The sequence below is a fragment of the Pseudomonas sp. FDAARGOS_380 genome (assembly GCF_002591235.1).
Lineage (GTDB): Bacteria > Pseudomonadota > Gammaproteobacteria > Pseudomonadales > Pseudomonadaceae > Aquipseudomonas > Aquipseudomonas salmasensis.
On sequence record NZ_CP023969.1, the window covers coordinates 4,137,822 to 4,157,169 of the forward strand.

The window sequence follows — 19,348 nt, forward strand, 5'->3', positions numbered from 1 at the left end:
CCCACACAGTGTCATGCCGGTAACCCTGGCAGATCGACCTGTGCATCCAACAGGCTCATGAAAGCCCGCGCAGCGTTCGACAGCGTCCTTTCGGTGTGCACGATATAGCCTAGCTGGCGACTGAGCTGTATGCCCGGCAAAGCGATACTTGCCACCTGATCATCGAGCATGGTGCGCGGTAACACGCTCCAGGCCAGGCCGATGGAGACCATCATCTTGATGGTTTCCAGGTAGTTAGTGCTCATCGCAATATTGGGCGTGAGGCCCTGGGCCTCGAACAGGCGGCTGACAATATGGTGGGTAAAGGTGTTGCCGCCGGGAAACACCGCCGGATGCCCGGCGATATCGGCCAGGCTGACGGAGCCGTTGCTGATCAGGCTGTGTTCGGGCGCCACCACAAAATCCAGCGGGTCGTCCCACACACGGGTAGCTTGCACCAGGTTGTGAGGCTCTGGCGCCAGGGTGATCACCGCGACCTCCGCACGGCCATGGAGGATTTCTTCGTAGGCAACTTCTGAATCCAGAAACTGAATATCCAGCGCCACATTCGGGTATTGCCGCGTGAAAGTGCGAAGGACTGGTGGCAGGCGGTGCAGGCCGATATGGTGGCTGGTGGCCAGGGTCAGGCGCCCGCTGACCTCGCCGGTGAGGTTGGTGAGGGCGCGGCGGGTGTCGTCCAGCACGTTGAGGATTTGATAGGCGCGGGGCAGCAAGGCCCGTCCGGCCTCGGTCAAACCGACTTCGCGGCCCAGGCGGTCGAACAACCGTACCTTCAATTGTTGCTCCAGGCCGGCGATGCGCTTGCTGATGGCCGGCTGGGTCAGGTGCAAGCGTTCGCCGGCACCGGAGAAGCTGCCGGTCTCGGCGATGGCGATAAAGGCGTTGAGGTTGGCCAGGTCCATGGTGCTATTCCAGTTGGTAATCCAAAGCATAAAAAATATGAATTTGAGTTATTTAATGTAGCGCCATACCATCAGCCTCACAAGCCAAAGGGTTATTGAAAAGCCCGGCGTATAGAAGCACCGCTGATGAGGACCGACTGATGGCCGGCAAAACGCTTTACGACAAGCTTTGGGATTCCCATGAAGTGAAACGTCGCGATGATGGATCGTCGCTGATCTATATCGACCGTCACATCATCCATGAAGTGACCTCGCCCCAAGCGTTCGAAGGCCTGCGACTGGCCGGGCGCAAGCCTTGGCGCGTCGACTCCATCATCGCCACGCCAGACCACAACGTACCCACCACCCCTGAGCGCAAGGGCGGCATCGAAGCCATTGCCGACCAGGTCTCGCGGTTGCAGGTGCAGACCCTCGACGACTATTGCGACGAGTACGGCATCACCGAATTCAAGATGAACGACGTGCGCCAAGGCATCGTCCACGTCATCGGCCCGGAGCAGGGTGCAACCTTGCCGGGCATGACCGTGGTCTGCGGTGACTCTCACACCTCTACCCACGGTGCATTCGGCGCCCTGGCCCACGGCATCGGCACGTCCGAGGTGGAGCACGTGTTTGCCACCCAGTGCCTGGTGGCCAAGAAAATGAAGAATATGTTGGTACGCGTCGAAGGCCAATTGCCGTTTGGCGTGACCGCCAAGGACATCGTGCTCGCCGTGATCGGCAAGATCGGCACCGCCGGTGGTAACGGCCATGCCATCGAGTTCGCCGGCAGTGCAATTCGCGACCTGTCTATTGAAGGCCGCATGACTATCTGCAACATGTCCATCGAAGCCGGTGCCCGCGTGGGCATGGTGGCGGCGGACGAAAAGACCGTCGAATACGTCAAGGGTCGCCCGTTCGCGCCGCAAGGCGCCGATTGGGATGCCGCCGTCGAAGCCTGGAAAGACCTGGTGTCCGACGCCGACGCGGTGTTCGACACCGTGGTCGAACTCGACGCTGCGCAGATCAAGCCGCAAGTCAGCTGGGGCACTTCGCCGGAAATGGTCTTGGCCGTTGATCAGAACGTGCCGGACCCGGCCAAAGAGGCCGACCTGGTCAAGCGCGGCTCCATCGAGCGCGCCTTGAAATACATGGGGTTGACCGCCAACCAGGCGATCACCGACATCCAGTTGGACCGTGTATTTATCGGTTCCTGCACCAACTCGCGGATCGAAGACCTGCGCGCTGCGGCGGTGATCGCCAAGGGCCGCAAGGTGGCCTCGACCATCAAGCAAGCCATTGTGGTACCAGGTTCCGGGCTGGTTAAAGCCCAGGCGGAAGCCGAAGGCCTGGACAAGATCTTCCTCGAAGCCGGTTTTGAATGGCGTGAGCCGGGCTGCTCGATGTGCCTGGCGATGAACCCGGACCGCCTGGAGTCGGGCGAGCATTGCGCCTCGACCTCCAACCGTAACTTCGAAGGGCGCCAAGGCGCGGGTGGGCGTACCCACTTGGTGAGCCCGGCCATGGCTGCCGCCGCTGCCGTCAACGGTCGTTTCATCGACGTTCGCGAATTGATCTGAGGAAAACCCGATGAGAGCTTTTACCCAGCATACAGGCCTTGTAGCGCCGTTGGACCGTGCCAACGTAGACACCGACCAGATCATCCCCAAGCAGTTCTTGAAGTCGATCAAGCGCACCGGTTTCGGCCCCAACCTGTTCGATGAGTGGCGCTACCTGGATGTGGGCTACGCCTACCAGGACAACTCCAAGCGCCCGCTGAACAAGGACTTTGTACTCAACGCCGAGCGCTACCAGGGCGCCAGCGTGTTGCTGGCCCGGGAAAACTTCGGCTGCGGCTCCAGCCGCGAGCACGCCCCGTGGGCTCTGGAAGAGTACGGCTTTCGCAGCATCATCGCGCCGAGCTACGCCGATATCTTCTTCAACAACAGCTTCAAGAACGGCCTGTTGCCGATCATCTTGAGCGACGCTGAAGTGGACGAGTTGTTCCAGCAAGTGGAAGCCAATGTCGGCTACCAGTTGACGGTCGACCTGGCCGCGCAAACCGTGACCCGCCCGGATGGCAAGGTGTACCACTTTGAGGTGGATGCCTTCCGTAAGCACTGCCTGATCAACGGCCTGGACGACATCGGCCTGACCTTGCAGGACGGCGATGCGATTGCTGCGTTTGAAGCCAAGCACCGGGCGAGCCAGCCCTGGTTGTTTCGCGATGCCTGATTTGCGGTAAACCGTGCGGGCCTCATCGCGGGCAAGCCCGACTCCCACATTGGAGTGCATTCCAACTGTGGGAGCTGGCTTGCCTGCGATAGCGCCAGTGCAACCACCACAAACCCAAGGAAAGCCACCATGACCACCCCCGCCCACACCCAAGTCGTGCAAAAACAATTCGGCGAGCAAGCCTCGGCCTACCTGAGCAGTGCCGTACACGCCCAGGGCACCGAATTCGCCGTGCTACAGGCCGAACTGGCCGGCCAGGGCGCTGCACGCCTGCTGGACTTGGGCTGCGGTGCCGGTCATGTCAGCTTCCACGTGGCGCCTCTGGTCAAAGAGGTGGTGGCCTACGACCTGTCCCAGCCTATGCTCGACGTGGTGGCCGCTGCCGCCAAAGACCGCAACCTGACCAACATCCGCACCGTGCACGGCGCCGCTGAGCGCCTGCCCTTCGCTGACGGTGAATTCGACTTCGTATTCAGCCGTTATTCGGCCCATCACTGGAGCGACCTCGGCCTGGCCCTGCGTGAAGTGCGCCGGGTGCTCAAGCCGGGCGGCGTGGCGGCATTTGTGGATGTCTTGTCACCGGGCAGCCCGCTGTTGGACACTTACCTGCAAACCGTCGAAGTGCTGCGCGACACCAGCCACGTGCGTGATTACTCCGGCGCCGAGTGGATGCGCCAGTTGAGTGAGGCCGGCCTGCACGTACGCAACAGCAGCCGCCAGCGCTTGCGCCTGGAATACACCTCGTGGGTTGAGCGCATGCGCACGCCAGAGGTACTGCGTGCAGCAATCCTTGAGCTGCAAAAGGCGATGGGCCAGGAAGTACGCGATTATTACGACATTCAAGCCGACGGCACCTTCAGCACCGATGTGCTGGTGGTCTTCGCCGAACGCTGATTGATTTTTCCCGACCTGCCCACGGGCGGGTCGCTTGATGAAATGAGGAACCCATGAGCAAGCAGATTCTGATTCTCCCTGGCGACGGCATTGGTCCGGAAATCATGGCCGAAGCGGTCAAGGTCCTTGAGCTTGCCAACAGCAAGTACAGCCTGGGCTTCGAGCTGAGCCACGACGTGATCGGCGGCGCGGCCATCGACAAGCACGGCGTGCCCTTGGCCGACGAGACCCTGGACCGTGCCCGGGCTGCCGATGCCGTGCTGCTCGGCGCCGTGGGTGGGCCGAAATGGGACAAGATCGAGCGTGATATCCGCCCTGAGCGCGGCCTGCTGAAGATTCGTGCGCAACTGGGGCTGTTCGGCAACCTGCGCCCGGCCATCCTCTACCCGCAACTGGCTGACGCGTCGAGCCTCAAGCCGGAAGTGGTAGCGGGCCTGGATATCCTCATCGTGCGTGAGCTGACCGGCGGTATTTACTTCGGCTCGCCACGGGGCGTGCGCGAGTTGGAAAATGGTGAGCGTCAGGCCTATGACACGCTGCCATACAGCGAGAGCGAAATCCGCCGTATCGCCCGTGTCGGTTTCGACATGGCGCGCGTGCGCGGCAAAAAAGTCTGCTCGGTGGACAAGGCCAATGTGCTGGCTTCCAGCCAACTGTGGCGTGAAATCGTCGAAGAAGTCGCCAAGGATTATCCGGACGTCGAACTGAGCCACATGTACGTCGACAACGCCGCCATGCAACTGGTGCGCGCACCCAAGCAGTTCGACGTGATTGTCACCGACAACCTGTTCGGCGACATCCTGTCCGACCAGGCGTCGATGCTCACCGGTTCCATCGGCATGCTGCCGTCGGCGTCCCTGGACACCAACAACAAAGGTATGTACGAGCCGTGCCACGGTTCGGCGCCAGACATCGCGGGGCAGGGCATTGCCAACCCGCTGGCGACGATTTTGTCGGTGTCGATGATGCTGCGCTACAGCTTCAACCTGGGCGATGCGGCGGACGCAATCGAGAAGGCCGTCAGCCTGGTGCTGGATCAGGGCTTGCGCACCGGCGATATCTGGTCCCAGGGTTGCACCAAGGTCGGGACGCAAGAAATGGGCGACGCAGTAGTCGCCGCGCTGCGGAATCTGTAATCTCTCGGGCCCGCTTGCAGTTGTTGCTGCAAGGCGGCCCACTTTTTAACAAGGTGTAGTTGCGATGAAACGTGTAGGTCTGATCGGTTGGCGCGGTATGGTCGGTTCCGTGCTCATGCAGCGGATGCTGGAAGAGCAGGATTTCGATCTTATTGAGCCGGTGTTTTTCACCACTTCGAACGTAGGTGGCCAAGGGCCGTCCGTGGGCAAGGATATTGCCCCGCTCAAGGATGCCTACAGCATTGAAGAGTTGAAGAGCCTCGACGTGATCCTGACCTGCCAGGGTGGCGACTACACCAGCGAAGTCTTCCCCAAGCTGCGCGAAGCCGGCTGGCAGGGTTACTGGATCGACGCCGCTTCGAGCCTGCGCATGCAGGACGACGCGGTGATCATCCTCGACCCGGTCAACCGCAAGGTCATCGACCAGCAACTGGACGCCGGTACCAAGAACTACGTGGGCGGCAACTGCACCGTCAGCCTGATGCTGATGGGCCTGGGCGGCCTGTTCGAAGCGGGCCTGGTGGAGTGGATGAGCGCGATGACCTATCAGGCGGCCTCCGGTGCCGGCGCGCAGAACATGCGTGAACTGATCAAGCAGATGGGCGCGACCCACGCCGCTGTCGCCGATCAACTGGCTGACCCGGCCAGCGCGATCCTCGACATCGACCGCCGTGTGGCCGAGGCCATGCGCAGCGATGCTTACCCGACCGAGAACTTCGGCGTGCCATTGGCCGGTAGCTTGATCCCGTGGATCGACAAGGAACTGCCTAACGGCCAGAGCCGTGAAGAGTGGAAGGCCCAGGCCGAAACCAACAAGATCCTGGGTCGCTTCAAGAACCCAATCCCGGTGGATGGTATCTGCGTGCGCATTGGCGCCATGCGTTGCCACAGCCAGGCGCTGACCATCAAGCTGAACAAAGACGTGCCGATCGCCGATATCGAAGGGCTGATCAGCCAGCACAACCCTTGGGTCAAGCTGGTGCCGAACAACCGTGATATCAGCATGCAGGAGCTGAGCCCGACCAAGGTTACCGGCACCCTGAATGTACCGGTGGGCCGTCTGCGCAAGCTGAACATGGGCAGCCAGTTCCTCGGCGCGTTCACCGTCGGCGACCAACTGCTGTGGGGCGCGGCTGAGCCGTTGCGTCGCATGTTGCGGATTTTGCTGGAGCGTTGATCGCTTGAGGCAATAACAGAAACCCGCGTTCTGGTGACAGGCGCGGGTTTTTTTGTTGCCCTTGAAGCCCTTATCGCAGGCAAGCCAGCTCCCACACTTGAATACATTCACAGGTCAAAATGTGGGAGCTGGCTTGCCTGCGATGAGGCCCTCAACCACACCGCAAAAAGCAGCCCAATTGCCTCACTTGCCACCACCCGGTAAAGTGCCGCTCCCCCGTAATGCCCGAGGCAATCCCATGACCCAGACCTTTGAAATCGCCGTGATCGGCGCCACCGGTACCGTTGGCGAAACCCTGGTGCAGATTCTCGAAGAGCTGGAGTTCCCGGTGGGCACCTTGTACCTGCTGGCGGGTAGCAACTCGGCGGGAGCTTCGGTGCCGTTTCGGGGCAAGAACGTGCGGGTCAAAGAAGTCGACACGTTTGACTTCAGCAAGGTGCAGTTGGCGTTCTTCGCCGCAGGCCCAGCGGTGACCCTGAGCTTCGCCCCGCGTGCCACCGCCGCTGGCTGCGCGGTGATCGATTTGTCTGGCGCATTGCCCGCCGAGCAGGCGCCGCAAGTGGTGCCGCAGGCCAACGCCCATGTGCTGAAAGCGTTGAAGAAACCTTTTCAGCTCGGCAGCCCGAGCCCTTGTGCCACTTACCTTGCGGTGGTGCTGGCGCCGTTGCGTGGTGTGGTGGACATCCAGCGCGTCAGCGTCACCGCCAACCTGGCGATTTCTGCCCAGGGCCGCGAGGCCGTCAGCGAGTTGGCGCGCCAGACCGCCGAACTGTTGAACGTGCGCCCCTTGGAGCCGGCGTTCTTCGATCGGCAAGTGGCGTTTAACCTGCTGGCGCAAGTCGGCACGCCGGATGCCCAAGGTCATACCGCCCTGGAGAAACGTCTCGTACACGAACTGCGCGCCGTGCTGGAAACACCTTTACTAAAGATTTCCGCCACCTGCGTTCAAGCCCCGGTGTTTTTCGGCGATAGCCTGACTGTGTCGCTGCAACTGGCCGCGCCGGTCGACCTGGCCGCAGTGAACCGCGCCCTCGAGGCTGCGCCGGGTATCGAGCTGGTGGAGGAGGGTGATTACCCCACGGCCGTAGGCGATGCCGTTGGCCAGGACGTGGTGTACGTAGGGCGAGTTCGCGCCGGTATCGACGACCCGGCGGAACTAAATCTTTGGCTGACGTCAGATAACGTACGCAAAGGCTCGGCCCTGAACGCCGTGGAGCTGGCGCAGTTGTTGATAAAAGGCCTTGTGTAAAAGATACTTGGCGGCAATTTGTAGATTGATTCTAACCAGGCGCTATGCTTGGTCCCAAGTGAAACACAAGCGCGTCGGTGACCTATCGGCTCGCCATGCCTAATGGCAGCGGTTACCAACCTTCTCGCAGGGCGGGAAGCGTTCAAACAAAGGATGAGGCTATGGTTCAAGTTCGCAAACTGGTGTTAGCAATAGCGGCCGCCTCGGCGCTGTCCTCCGGTATGGCGCAGGCGCTGCAACTTGGGGAGATGACCCTCAAGTCGAAGTTGAACCAGCCGCTGTCGGTGGAAATCGAATTGCGCGATGTGGGCGGGCTCACGGCGTCCGAGATCACGCCCAGCCTGGCGTCGGCCCAGGCCTTCGTGGACGCGGGTGTCGATCGCCAGGCATTCCTCGATGACCTGACGTTCACCCCGGTGATCAACCCCGAAGGTCGCAGCGTGGTGCGCGTGACCTCCAGCAAGCCGCTGCCCGATTCCTATGTGCGCTTCCTCATGCAGGTGCAATGGCCCAATGGCCGTTTGATGCGTGACTACAGCGTGCTGCTCGACCCGGCCAAGTTCGACCAGCCGGCCCCGACGGCGAGTGCGCCGGCCAGCACCGCGCCGGCCAGTACTGCACCTGCCGCCAGCACGCCTGCCCAGCACACCACCACATCCCGCGACACCTTGTGGGAAATTGCCGCCAAGAACCGCAATGGCGCCTCGGTCCAGCAAACGATGCTGGCCATTCAGGCGCTTAACCCGGATGCCTTTCTTGACGGCAACATCAACCGCCTGAAAACCGGCCAGGTCCTGCGCCTGCCGGACGCTACGCAAAGCACCGCCCTGGCGCAGCCGCAAGCGATTGCCGAAGTGAGCGCGCAGAACGCCGCCTGGCGCCAGGGCCGCCGTGGCCCTCAGAGCCAAGTGGCCGGCAAGCCGCAGTTGGATGCGACCAAACGCACCCAGGCCGGCAATGCGCCGTCGAGCACCCAGGCCAAGGACAACTTGAGCCTGGTGTCGGCAGAGGCCGCCAAAAAAGGCGCGAAGGGCACCGTCGGTGACAGCCGCGCCCTGAGCGACAAGCTGGCGATGACCCAGGAAGAGCTCGACACCACGCGGCGCGACAACGAAGAACTGAAAAGCCGTGCCGCCGACTTGCAAAGCCAGTTGGACAAGCTGCAAAAGCTGATCCAACTGAAGAATGACCAGTTGGCTCGTTTGCAGGCGCAAACGGGTGAGCCACAGACCGCCGCGATGCCCGCGCAGTTACCGGGTGAACCTGCAGCCGAGCCTGCGGCTCCCGCTGCAACACCCGCGCCAGCGCCTGAGCCGGTTAAGCCAGCTGCCGCGCCGGCCAGCACTGAAGGCAAGTTCAACGACCTGCTGACCAACCCGATTGTGCTCGGCATTCTTGGTGGTGCGGCCCTGTTGGTGGTGTTGCTGCTTCTGCTGCTGTGGGCCCGCCATCGCAATGCTCGTCGCGAAGAAGAAAAACACCTGCGCATGGCGCGGGCGTTGGCCGAAGAGCCTGGGTTCGTTTCCAATATCGATCAAGACCTGCCGCCTGACAGCTTCGAGGGCCTTGAAGTACCGCCGCCGAGCGTCAAGCTCGACACCGCAACGCCGCCTGCTCCCGCGCCTGCACCGGTGGTTGAGACGGTTGTGGCACCGACGGTCGCCTCCGTGCTGGCGCCGTTGGCGGTTGCCGTGGCTCAGGAAAATTCCAGCGACGCCCTGGCCCAGGCCCAGTCCCATATCGACCGTGGCCACCTGAACCAGGCGGCGGATGTGCTTGAACAAGCCATCAAGCGCGAGCCCAAGCGCAGCGACCTGCGTTTGAAGCTGATGGAAGTCTATGGCCTGCAGAACAACAAGGACGGGTTCGTCACCCAGGAGCGCCAGTTGGTGGCCAACGGTGAGAACCATGCCCAGGTCGAGCAGCTCAAAGCGCGCTTCCCGGCCATGGCCGTGTTGGCGGCGGGTGTCAGTGCCGCAGTGGCTGCTGCGGCCCTGGATGCGCAATACGTCAAGGACCTGCTCGACGACAAGCCGGCCCCGCAGGCAGATACCTTCGACACCGATTTCGACCTGAGCCTGGATGACCTGGAAGCCGCCTCACCGGCCGAGATCGCGCAAGACCAGCAAACCTTTGAATCGCTGCTCAAACAACAGACCGAGCCCAAGGCCGATGCGCCGGACCTGTCGGACTTTGACCTGGATCTGCAGTTGGACCCGCCCGCGTCGCAATCTGATGACGACTTCCTGTCGGGCCTGGAAGGGCAGATCAAGGATGTGCCGCCGGTAGAGCCGCCGACCCTGACGCCGGCCGCGCTGGACGAATTCGATCTGCCGGAAGATTTTGACCTGTCGCTGGCGGACGAGCCGAGCGCGCCTGCGGCCAAGCCCGATGCCTTCGCTTCGGAGCTGGACGACGTCAACGCTGAGCTGGATCGCTTGTCCCAGAGCCTGGAACATCCGCCGATCGAGCCTTCCTTCACGGCTGAAGATGCCGCGCTGGGTGCTGAGGATGAGCCGGATTTCGACTTCCTCTCGGGCACCAATGAAGTGGCCACCAAGCTTGACCTGGCCCAGGCCTACATCGACATGGGCGATCCTGACGGCGCGCGTGACATCCTGTCCGAAGTGCTGACCGAAGGCGACGAGGGTCAGCGTAGCGAAGCCAAGGAAATGCTCGGCCGAATCTAACGGCCGACGCAGAAAATGTGGGAGCGGGCTTGTTGTGGCGAGGGAGCTTGCTCCCGCTGGGGTGCGCAGCGCCCCTGAAAAGCCGGCTCCAGCTGCGCTGTCGGACGGGAGCAAGCTCCCTCGCCACAAAAACCCCAGATTAAAGCCCCCTCTCATGCACCCTGACGCCCTATAATGCCCGCCTTTGCGCAACTCATCAGGCTCACAGTTCTTGGCAAATATAGATAACGCGGCTGCCGAAATGGCGGCCGCAGGCTTTTACCGCATCGCCCTGGGCGTGGAATACAAAGGCTCGCGCTATCGCGGCTGGCAGCGTCAGGCCTCCGGGGTGCTGACGGTGCAGGAAACCCTGGAAAACGCCCTGTCCAAAGTCGCCAACTCGCCGGTGTCGCTGATGTGCGCCGGGCGTACCGACGCTGGTGTACACGCGTGTGGCCAAGTGGTGCACTTCGACACCCAGGCCGAGCGTTCGATGAAGGCGTGGGTGATGGGGGCTAATATCAATTTGCCCCATGACGTCAGTGTCAGCTGGGCCAAGGTCATGCCGGCGCATTTCCACGCGCGTTTCAAGGCCATCGCCCGGCGTTACCGCTACGTGATCTACAACGATCAGATCCGCCCGGCGCACCTCAATGAAGAAATCACCTGGAACCACCGCCCGCTGGATGCCGAGCGTATGGCCGAAGCCGCGCAGCATCTGGTGGGGGTGCATGACTTCAGCGCCTTCCGTGCCGGCCAGTGCCAGGCCAAGTCGCCGATCAAGGAAGTCCACCACCTGCGGGTGACGCGCCACGGCAAGATGATTGTGTTGGATATCCGTGCCGGGGCCTTCCTGCATCATATGGTGCGCAATATCGCTGGGGTGCTGATGACCATCGGCACCGGTGAGCGCCCGGTGGAGTGGGCCAAGGAAGTGCTGGAAAGCCGCATCCGCCGCACGGGCGGGGTCACGGCACATCCGTTCGGTCTTTACCTGGTGGATGTGGAGTACCGCGATGAGTTCGAACTGCCGGAACGCTTTATCGGGCCGCACTTCCTCACCGGTTTCAGCGAACTTGGCGGCTGACGCCCGGAAAAGCTTTTGTTACCATCCGGGACTTTCTCGGTCCAACCCTGAGGTTCCTACGACATGTCAGCCGTTCGCAGCAAAATTTGCGGGATTACCCGCATAGAAGACGCGCTGGCGGCAGTCGAAGCGGGGGCGGATGCCATTGGCCTGGTGTTTTATGCCAAGAGCCCACGGGCGGTGAATGTGCTGCAGGCGCGGGCGATTATCGCTGCGTTGCCGCCCTTCGTGACCACCGTAGGGTTGTTCGTCAACGCCAGCCGCTGTGAGCTCAACGAAACCCTGGATGCGGTGCCGCTGGATATGCTGCAGTTTCACGGCGACGAGTCGCCTGAGGAATGCGAAAGCTATCAGCGCCCGTACATCAAGGCGTTGCGGGTCAAGGCCGGGGACGATATTGCCGCAGCCTGCGCCGCCTATACCGGCGCTCGCGGGATTCTGCTGGACACCTACGTCGAAGGTGTACCCGGTGGTACGGGCGAGGCGTTCGACTGGTCGCTGATTCCCGAGGGTTTGAGCAAGCCGGTTATTCTCGCGGGTGGGCTCACCCCGGGGAATGTCCAGGCGGCCATCGAACAGGTCCGGCCGTATGCCGTGGACGTCAGCGGTGGGGTGGAGCAGGGCAAGGGGGTCAAGGACCCGAGCAAGATTCGCGCGTTCATGCAGGCCGTGCGCGACAGCAGGGGTGGGATGTGACGGCTGGCAGTCTGCCGCCGTCCATAACTACCACTGTGTAAAACAGCCCGGCGCCGCCTGTGGGTGGCCCGGAAACGAAGTGGCAACCCTGCGCTGGCAGGTTGTCTGGAAGGCTGAGGATACGAGCGGGAAATGGCAGGTCCAACGTCTGACCCCGTCCCGCCTGTGTCATCGCCACATATGAATTTAGCTCAAGGGCATACGCGGGGCTGTGTTCAAGCCACCGGTACTGGAGAAAAGAAAGCATGAGCAACTGGTTAGTAGACAAACTGATCCCTTCGATCATGCGTTCCGAGGTGAAGAAAAGCTCGGTTCCTGAAGGTCTGTGGCACAAATGCCCATCCTGCGACGCGGTGCTGTATCGCCCGGAGCTGGAAAAGACCCTGGACGTTTGCCCCAAGTGCAACCACCACATGCGTATTGGCGCACGCGCCCGTATCGACATCTTCCTGGATGCCGACGGCCGTAATGAGCTGGGCGCCGACCTGGAGCCGGTTGACCGTCTCAAGTTCCGCGACAGCAAGAAGTACAAGGACCGTCTGGTCGGCGCGCAGAAGCAGACTGGCGAGAAAGACGCCCTGATTTCGGTCAGCGGCAAACTGCTGGGCATGCCAGTGGTGGTCTCGGCCTTCGAATTCTCCTTCATGGGCGGTTCCATGGGCGCCATCGTCGGTGAGCGCTTTGTTCGCGCTGCCAACTATGCCCTGGAAAACCGTTGCCCGATGATCTGCTTCGCCGCCTCCGGTGGTGCGCGTATGCAGGAAGCCCTGATTTCCCTGATGCAAATGGCCAAGACCTCGGCGGTACTGGCGCGTCTGCGTGAAGAAGGCATCCCGTTTATCTCCGTACTGACCGACCCGGTCTACGGCGGCGTATCCGCCAGCCTGGCAATGTTGGGCGATGTGATCGTTGGCGAGCCAAAAGCGCTGATCGGCTTTGCTGGCCCACGTGTGATCGAGCAGACCGTGCGGGAAAAACTGCCGGAAGGCTTCCAGCGCAGCGAGTTCCTGCTGGAGCACGGTGCGATCGACCTGATCATCCCGCGTGGCGAACTGCGCCCGCGCCTGGGCAGCCTGCTTGCGCAAATGATGGGCCTGCCGACGCCTGTGTACATTGCGCCTAAGGTCGAGCCGATCGTCGTGCCGCCGGTGCCTGCAAACCTATGACCCAACGAACCCTGGGCGAATGGCTCGCCTACCTTGAGCAGTTGCATCCGTCCGCCATCGACATGGGCCTGGAGCGCTCGCAACAGGTAGCGGCCCGCCTCGGGTTGGGCCGGCCGGCACCGCGTGTGATCACGGTCACCGGCACCAACGGCAAAGGCTCCACCTGTGCCTTTGTCGCCGCGCTGTTGCAGGCCCAGGGCCTCAAAGTCGGCGTGTACAGCTCGCCGCACCTGCTGCGCTACAACGAGCGGGTGCAACTCAATGGCGTAGAAGCCACTGATGCCCAGCTGTGCGAAGCCTTTGCTGCGCTGGAGGCCGGGCGTGGCGACACTTCCCTGACCTATTTCGAGATGGGCACCCTGGCGGCGTTCTGGCTGTTCGAGCGTGCGCAACTGGATGTGGTCGTGCTGGAAGTCGGCCTCGGCGGGCGCCTGGATACGGTCAACGTGGTGGATGCCGACCTGGCCCTGGTGACCAGCATTGGTGTCGATCATGCTGACTACCTGGGCAATACCCGTGAATCGGTGTCTTTTGAAAAGGCCGGGATCTTCCGCCAGGGCCGTCCGGCGCTGTGCGGTGACCTGGACCCGCCGCAACCCTTGCTCGACAAGGCGCGTGAGCTCAATTGCCCGTTCTACCTGCGCGGTCGCGAATTCACTTTGGACATCGGCGACACCCATTGGCAATGGCGTGGGCAGGATGCACGTGGCCAACGGGTAGAGCTGCTTGATTTGCCGTTGCTGAACCTGCCGATGGAAAATGCCGCGCTCGCGCTGCAAGCCTATTTGCTGCTGGACCTGCCGTGGGATGCCGCGCAGATCGCCGCGACCCTGCTGGCAACCAAAGTGGTGGGACGCCTGGATCGCCGAACCTTCGACTGGCAAGGCAAGCGCCTGAGCCTGATGTTGGACGTAGGCCATAACCCCCATGCTGCGCAGTACCTGGCGCAGCGTCTGGCGCGTACCCCACTGGCGGGCAATCGCCTGGCGGTGTTCGGGTTATTGGTCGACAAGGACCTGGACGGCGTGGTTGCGCCACTGCTGGCCAATGTCCAGTCGTGGGCCGTTGCGCCGCTGGATACGCCGCGCAGCCGTCCTGCGGTTGAGTTGGAAACGGCCTTGCAGAACCTTGGCGCGCCGGTGACGTCGTATGCAAGCGTCACTGCCGCCCTGGAGGCGCAGTGCGCAGTAGCGACAGCCGAGGACGAAATCCTGTTGTTCGGATCATTTTATTGTGTTGCCGAGGCGCTTGAATGGCTGGCCCGGCGCTCCACGGAGGAAGCTGCACATGGCATTACTGGATAGCGCATACAAGCAGCGAATGGTCGGGGCCCTGGTGCTGGTGGCGTTGGCGGTAATCTTTCTGCCGATGCTGTTTTCCCGCCAGGACGAACAGCGCCAAGTGGTGGTTGAAGCCCCCGCCGCGCCCCAGGCGCCGGTGGTGCCGCAGGTTCAGATCGAGCCGGTGGTTGTGCCTGAGCCCCAGGCGTTGCCGCAAGAGCCTGTGCCCACCGATGAGGAGGTGGCCGCGCAAGAGGCGCCTTCGATGCCGGTGCAGCCAAGTGTCCCGGTAGTTAAACCGACCCCGGCACCGGCCGTTGCTGCCAAGCCGGCCGCACCTGCGCCTGCGCCCAAGCCGGTAGCGCCGCAGCCTGCGGCACCGGGCAAGCCGGATGTGGGCCAGAGCCGCATCGACCCTAATGGCTTGCCGGTCAGTTGGTCGATACAGCTGGCCAGCCTGGCCAATCGCGAAAGTGCCGACGCCTTGCAGAAAAAGCTGCGTGCCCAAGGCTATAACGCTTATATCCGCAGCGCCGACGGCAAGAACCGTGTGTTTGTCGGGCCGCTGATCGAGCGTGCCGAGGCAGATCGCCTGCGCGATTTGCTGGGTCGCCAGCAGAACCTCAACGGTTTTGTGGTGCGTTTCCAGCCCGAGCGCGGCTGAACCACTGCTGGCTTTGGCTGGCAATACGGCCTGAATGAGGGAGCTGGCCTGCCTGCGATCCAGTCAACTCGGTGATTCAGGTACACCGAGTCGATACCTTCGCAGGCAAGCCAGCTCCCACAGTCGACCGCGCCCGCCCCCACACTCCACGATGCGAAGCGAGCCGCTCTTGATCTTGATCTGCTTTTGATCTTGATCTCAGGCGCCCCGTTAAACCACGCTGGCCGAACGCAGGCTTGAATTCGTGGGTAACCCGGCAGGACGCCGGGTTAGCCGCCCCGCGCCATGGATGGCGCGTGGCGGCGGCCCACGGATTCAAGCCGGAGTGAGGGCACACCGAGCCTAAGCGAGGTGCCGAGTGGTGGGGCAAGAGCGTTTTGCTTACTTTTGCGCTGTTCAAAAGTGAGCCGCCGTCAGGGCGGAACCCTAAGCGGCCGTTACCAAAGCAATGGATATACACACAATCCAACTGTGTTACCTGCCAGGCCGCCTTCGCGAGCAAGCCCGCACAGTTGGATCGTGGGGTGTCAGGTGGATAGGTGTCGGCTGTCAGGCCGCCATCGCAGGCAAGCCAGCTCCCACATTTTGATCGGGGTGCGTCAGCTAGATCAGCGTCAGCTGTCAGTTCGTCACGGGAGCAAGCTCCCTCGCCACAGGTTCAACGTCGGCCCTAAGCTATGTAGATACAGCTGCCACACGGGTTTGTGCCGGGGTTGAAATACGATCGCCCCGTCACAATCTATTGATTTGCAAAGCACCCGCAATCACCGCTTACCGATAGCCCGGCGCTCTGCTAAAATGCGCCGCCTTATCCGTACGTAGGCTGCACTGTGCCATTTACCTGGGTTGATTGGGCGATCGTTGCAATCGTCGCCATCTCCGCTTTGATCAGTCTGAGCCGCGGCTTCGTAAAAGAAGCACTGTCGTTGCTGACCTGGATCATCGCAGGAGTCGTAGCCTGGATGTTCGGTGGTTCACTGTCGGTCTACCTGGCCGGGTACATAGAGACACCTTCGGCTCGCGTCATCGCGGGCTGCGCCATCATGTTCATCGCCACGCTGCTGGTGGGGGCAATGGTTAATTATCTTATTGGCGAGTTGATACGTGTCACCGGCCTCTCCGGGACCGATCGATTTCTCGGCATGGCCTTCGGGGCTGCGCGTGGCGCGCTGCTGGTGGTCGTGGCGGTCGGGTTGTTGAGCCTGGGGCCGGTACAGCAGGATTCGTGGTGGCAGGAGTCGGTACTCGTGCCAAAATTTCTATTGGTTGCAGACTGGTCCAAGAACCTCATATTGGGGTGGAGCAGTCAGTGGCTGGCCAGCGGAATCAGCGTACCCGCTGATCTTCCGTTCAAGGAACACCTCTTGCCGGCCAAAACGCCTCAGTAAGTTGTGTTCAGTCAAGATTCATTAAGTAGGGGTTGCGTCGCATGTGTGGCATCGTCGGTATCGTCGGTAAGTCGAACGTCAATCAGGCGCTGTATGACGCGCTAACCGTCCTCCAGCACCGCGGCCAGGACGCTGCCGGTATTGTGACCAGCCACGACGGCCGGTTATTCCTGCGCAAGGACAATGGCCTGGTGCGTGACGTGTTCCATCAGCGTCACATGCAGCGCCTCGTCGGGCACATGGGCATTGGCCATGTGCGTTACCCGACTGCCGGTAGCTCGACCTCGGCCGAAGCTCAACCGTTCTACGTCAACTCGCCTTACGGCATTACCTTGGCGCACAACGGTAACCTGACCAACGTTGAACAACTGGCCAAGGAGATCTACGAATCTGACCTGCGCCACGTCAACACCAGCTCCGATTCGGAAGTGCTGCTCAACGTGTTCGCTCACGAGCTGGCTCAGCGCGGCAAGCTGCAGCCGACCGAAGAAGACGTGTTCGCTGCCGTGATCGACGTGCACAACCGTTGCGTCGGTGGTTATGCGGTGGTGGCGATGATCACCGGTTACGGCATCGTTGGTTTCCGCGACCCCCACGGCATTCGCCCGATCGTGTTCGGCCAGCGTCACACCGACGAAGGCGTCGAGTACATGATCGCTTCCGAAAGCGTGTCCCTGGACGTGCTGGGCTTCACCCTGATCCGCGACCTGGCGCCGGGCGAGGCTGTCTACATCACTGAAGACGGCAAGCTGCACACCCGTCAGTGCGCCGTAGCGCCGAAACTCACTCCATGCATCTTCGAACACGTCTACCTGGCGCGTCCGGATTCGATCATCGACGGCGTCTCGGTCTACAAGGCGCGCCTGCGCATGGGCGAGAAGCTGGCCGAGAAGATCCTGCGCGAGCGCCCCGAGCACGATATCGACGTGGTCATCCCGATCCCGGACACCAGCCGTACCGCTGCGCTGGAGTTGGCCAACCATCTGGGCGTCAAGTTCCGCGAAGGCTTCGTGAAGAACCGCTACATCGGCCGTACCTTCATCATGCCCGGCCAGGCGGCGCGCAAGAAGTCGGTACGCCAGAAGCTCAACGCCATTGAGCTTGAGTTCCGCGGCAAGAACGTGATGCTGGTGGATGACTCCATCGTGCGTGGCACCACCTGCAAGCAGATCATCCAGATGGCCCGCGAAGCCGGGGCGAAGAACGTGTACTTCTGTTCCGCCGCGCCTGCGGTGCGTTACCCGAACGTGTACGGTATCGACATGCCGAGCGCCCATGAGCTGATCGCGCATAACCGTTCGACCCAGGACGTGGCCGACCTGATCGGCGCCGACTGGCTGATCTACCAGGACCTGCCAGACCTTATTGAAGCGGTTGGCGGTGGCAAGATCAAGATCGAGCAGTTCGACTGCGCCGTGTTCGACGGCAAGTACGTGACTGGCGATGTCGACGAGGCCTACCTGAACAAGATCGAGCAGGCGCGCAACGACTCGTCCAAGATCAAGACCCAGGCGGTCAGCGCGATCATCGATCTGTATAACAACTGAGTAAACACCGGCCCTGAGGGGCCGGTTTTGTATCTTAAATAAAGAATTGAATAAGGAGTCGCAGCATGAGTCAGGAATGGGATGCCGGTCGGTTGGACAGCGACCTCGATGGCGTAGCTTTCGATACCCTGGCTGTGCGCGCCGGCCAGCACCGTACCCCGGAAGGTGAGCACGGCGACCCGATGTTCTTCACCTCCAGCTACGTGTTCCGTACTGCCGCCGACGCCGCTGCGCGCTTTGCCGGCGAAGTGCCGGGCAACGTGTATTCGCGCTACACCAACCCGACCGTGCGCGCGTTCGAAGAGCGCATCGCGGCCCTGGAAGGTGCCGAGCAGGCCGTGGCGACCGCCACCGGCATGGCGGCCATCCTGGCCGTGGTGATGAGCCTGTGCAGCGCCGGCGACCATGTGCTGGTATCGCGCAGCGTGTTTGGCTCGACCATCAGCCTGTTCGAGAAGTACTTCAAGCGTTTCGGTATTGAAGTGGACTACGTGCCCCTGGCGGACCTGTCCGGCTGGGAAGCGGCCATCAAGGCCAATACCAAGCTGTTGTTCGTCGAGTCGCCGTCCAACCCGCTGGCTGAGCTGGTGGATATCGCCGCGCTGTCGGAAGTCGCGCATGCCAAGGGCGCGATGCTGGTGGTGGACAACTGCTTCTGCACCCCGGCCTTGCAGCAACCGCTGAAGCTGGGTGCGGACATCGTGGTGCACTCGGCAACCAAGTTCATCGACGGCCAGGGCCGTTGCATGGGCGGCGTGGTGGCCGGTCGCAGCGAGCAGATGAAGGAAGTGGTGGGCTTTTTGCGCACCGCCGGCCCGACCCTGAGCCCGTTCAACGCCTGGATCTTCCTCAAAGGCCTGGAAACCCTCAGCCTGCGCATGAAAGCCCATTGCGCCAACGCCCAGGCCCTGGCCGAGTGGCTGGAGCAGCAGGACGGTATCGAGAAGGTGCATTACGCCGGCCTCAAGAGCCACCCGCAACACGCCTTGGCTCAGCGCCAGCAGCGCGGTTTCGGTGCGGTGGTGAGCTTTGAAGTGAAGGGTGGCAAAGACGGCGCCTGGCGCTTTATCGACGCGACGCGCCTGATCTCCATCACCGCCAACCTGGGTGACAGCAAGACCACCATCACCCACCCGAGCACCACCTCCCACGGCCGCCTGGCGCCCCAGGAGCGGGAAGCGGCCGGCATCCGTGACAGCCTGATCCGCATTGCGGTGGGCCTGGAAGACGTTGCTGACTTGCAGGCAGACCTGGCCCGCGGGCTGGCGGCCTTGTGATC

Annotated in this window: 16 protein-coding genes; 15 read left to right on the forward strand and 1 reads right to left on the reverse strand. The window is 62.1% G+C overall.

Translation table 11 applies throughout. From position 1 onward, the window contains the following. Positions 1-11: 11 nt before the first annotated feature. Positions 12-902, reverse strand: coding sequence for a LysR family transcriptional regulator (locus CRN80_RS19405; RefSeq protein WP_003192564.1), 891 nt, complete (start codon positions 900-902; stop codon positions 12-14). Between the two features lie 140 nt (positions 903-1,042). Between CRN80_RS19405 and leuC the strand changes: the two genes are divergently transcribed. From leuC to CRN80_RS19490, 15 genes are all read left to right on the forward strand, one after another. After that, positions 1,043-2,461, forward strand: coding sequence for a 3-isopropylmalate dehydratase large subunit (leuC, locus tag CRN80_RS19410; protein ID WP_003192562.1), 1,419 nt, complete (start codon positions 1,043-1,045; stop codon positions 2,459-2,461). A gap of 10 nt (positions 2,462-2,471) precedes the next feature. Beyond that, positions 2,472-3,116 (forward strand): 3-isopropylmalate dehydratase small subunit, encoded by a 645-nt coding sequence (gene leuD / locus CRN80_RS19415; RefSeq protein WP_003192559.1) that lies wholly within the window; start codon positions 2,472-2,474, stop codon positions 3,114-3,116. A gap of 129 nt (positions 3,117-3,245) precedes the next feature. Then, entirely contained in the window at positions 3,246-4,010 is a 765-nt protein-coding gene (locus CRN80_RS19420) for a class I SAM-dependent methyltransferase (protein ID WP_098950841.1), read from the forward strand. 53 nt (positions 4,011-4,063) lie between these two features. Then, positions 4,064-5,146: a 3-isopropylmalate dehydrogenase gene (gene leuB / locus CRN80_RS19425; RefSeq protein WP_003192555.1), complete on the forward strand. Its 1,083-nt coding sequence runs from the start codon at positions 4,064-4,066 to the stop codon at positions 5,144-5,146. Positions 5,147-5,210: 64 nt separating this feature from the next. Beyond that, positions 5,211-6,323 carry an aspartate-semialdehyde dehydrogenase gene (gene asd / locus CRN80_RS19430; protein WP_003192554.1) on the forward strand — a complete coding sequence of 371 codons (1,113 nt, stop codon included), beginning with the start codon at positions 5,211-5,213 and terminating at the stop codon, positions 6,321-6,323. Between the two features lie 238 nt (positions 6,324-6,561). After that, a complete protein-coding gene (locus tag CRN80_RS19435; protein WP_098950842.1) occupies positions 6,562-7,572 on the forward strand; it encodes an aspartate-semialdehyde dehydrogenase in 1,011 nt (336 codons plus the stop codon). A 161-nt stretch (positions 7,573-7,733) separates the two neighbouring features. Beyond that, positions 7,734-10,262: a FimV/HubP family polar landmark protein gene (locus CRN80_RS19440; protein WP_098950843.1), complete on the forward strand. Its 2,529-nt coding sequence runs from the start codon at positions 7,734-7,736 to the stop codon at positions 10,260-10,262. Between the two features lie 241 nt (positions 10,263-10,503). Continuing rightward, complete coding sequence (gene truA, locus CRN80_RS19445; protein ID WP_003192549.1) at positions 10,504-11,328, forward strand: tRNA pseudouridine(38-40) synthase TruA; 825 nt, start codon at positions 10,504-10,506, stop codon at positions 11,326-11,328. A 63-nt stretch (positions 11,329-11,391) separates the two neighbouring features. Continuing rightward, positions 11,392-12,024 (forward strand): phosphoribosylanthranilate isomerase, encoded by a 633-nt coding sequence (locus CRN80_RS19450; RefSeq protein ID WP_098950844.1) that lies wholly within the window; start codon positions 11,392-11,394, stop codon positions 12,022-12,024. A 245-nt stretch (positions 12,025-12,269) separates the two neighbouring features. Then, positions 12,270-13,190, forward strand: coding sequence for an acetyl-CoA carboxylase, carboxyltransferase subunit beta (accD, locus tag CRN80_RS19455; RefSeq protein ID WP_003192545.1), 921 nt, complete (start codon positions 12,270-12,272; stop codon positions 13,188-13,190). Further along, entirely contained in the window at positions 13,187-14,494 is a 1,308-nt protein-coding gene (gene folC / locus CRN80_RS19460; RefSeq protein ID WP_098950845.1) for a bifunctional tetrahydrofolate synthase/dihydrofolate synthase, read from the forward strand. The genes accD and folC overlap by 4 nt, the downstream gene beginning before the upstream one ends. Continuing rightward, a complete protein-coding gene (locus tag CRN80_RS19465; RefSeq protein ID WP_032896150.1) occupies positions 14,478-15,134 on the forward strand; it encodes an SPOR domain-containing protein in 657 nt (218 codons plus the stop codon). The genes folC and CRN80_RS19465 overlap by 17 nt, the downstream gene beginning before the upstream one ends. Positions 15,135-15,964: 830 nt before the next feature. Beyond that, positions 15,965-16,522, forward strand: coding sequence for a CvpA family protein (locus CRN80_RS19480; protein WP_003192538.1), 558 nt, complete (start codon positions 15,965-15,967; stop codon positions 16,520-16,522). 41 nt (positions 16,523-16,563) lie between these two features. Then, positions 16,564-18,069, forward strand: coding sequence for an amidophosphoribosyltransferase (gene purF, locus CRN80_RS19485; protein WP_003192537.1), 1,506 nt, complete (start codon positions 16,564-16,566; stop codon positions 18,067-18,069). A 65-nt stretch (positions 18,070-18,134) separates the two neighbouring features. After that, complete coding sequence (locus tag CRN80_RS19490) at positions 18,135-19,346, forward strand: O-succinylhomoserine sulfhydrylase (RefSeq protein ID WP_014719150.1); 1,212 nt, start codon at positions 18,135-18,137, stop codon at positions 19,344-19,346. Positions 19,347-19,348: the final 2 nt, after the last annotated feature.

Coding starts and splice junctions, on each gene's coding strand:
- truA (WP_003192549.1), top strand. CDS start 10,504: ATGGCGGCCGCAGGCTTTTACCGCATCGCCCTGGGCGTGGAATACAAA.
- leuD (WP_003192559.1), top strand. CDS start 2,472: ATGAGAGCTTTTACCCAGCATACAGGCCTTGTAGCGCCGTTGGACCGT.
- CRN80_RS19405 (WP_003192564.1), bottom strand. CDS start 902: ATGGACCTGGCCAACCTCAACGCCTTTATCGCCATCGCCGAGACCGGC.
- CRN80_RS19440 (WP_098950843.1), top strand. CDS start 7,734: ATGGTTCAAGTTCGCAAACTGGTGTTAGCAATAGCGGCCGCCTCGGCG.
- leuC (WP_003192562.1), top strand. CDS start 1,043: ATGGCCGGCAAAACGCTTTACGACAAGCTTTGGGATTCCCATGAAGTG.
- CRN80_RS19465 (WP_032896150.1), top strand. CDS start 14,478: ATGGCATTACTGGATAGCGCATACAAGCAGCGAATGGTCGGGGCCCTG.
- purF (WP_003192537.1), top strand. CDS start 16,564: ATGTGTGGCATCGTCGGTATCGTCGGTAAGTCGAACGTCAATCAGGCG.
- CRN80_RS19490 (WP_014719150.1), top strand. CDS start 18,135: ATGAGTCAGGAATGGGATGCCGGTCGGTTGGACAGCGACCTCGATGGC.
- CRN80_RS19450 (WP_098950844.1), top strand. CDS start 11,392: ATGTCAGCCGTTCGCAGCAAAATTTGCGGGATTACCCGCATAGAAGAC.
- CRN80_RS19435 (WP_098950842.1), top strand. CDS start 6,562: ATGACCCAGACCTTTGAAATCGCCGTGATCGGCGCCACCGGTACCGTT.
- CRN80_RS19420 (WP_098950841.1), top strand. CDS start 3,246: ATGACCACCCCCGCCCACACCCAAGTCGTGCAAAAACAATTCGGCGAG.
- folC (WP_098950845.1), top strand. CDS start 13,187: ATGACCCAACGAACCCTGGGCGAATGGCTCGCCTACCTTGAGCAGTTG.
- asd (WP_003192554.1), top strand. CDS start 5,211: ATGAAACGTGTAGGTCTGATCGGTTGGCGCGGTATGGTCGGTTCCGTG.
- accD (WP_003192545.1), top strand. CDS start 12,270: ATGAGCAACTGGTTAGTAGACAAACTGATCCCTTCGATCATGCGTTCC.
- leuB (WP_003192555.1), top strand. CDS start 4,064: ATGAGCAAGCAGATTCTGATTCTCCCTGGCGACGGCATTGGTCCGGAA.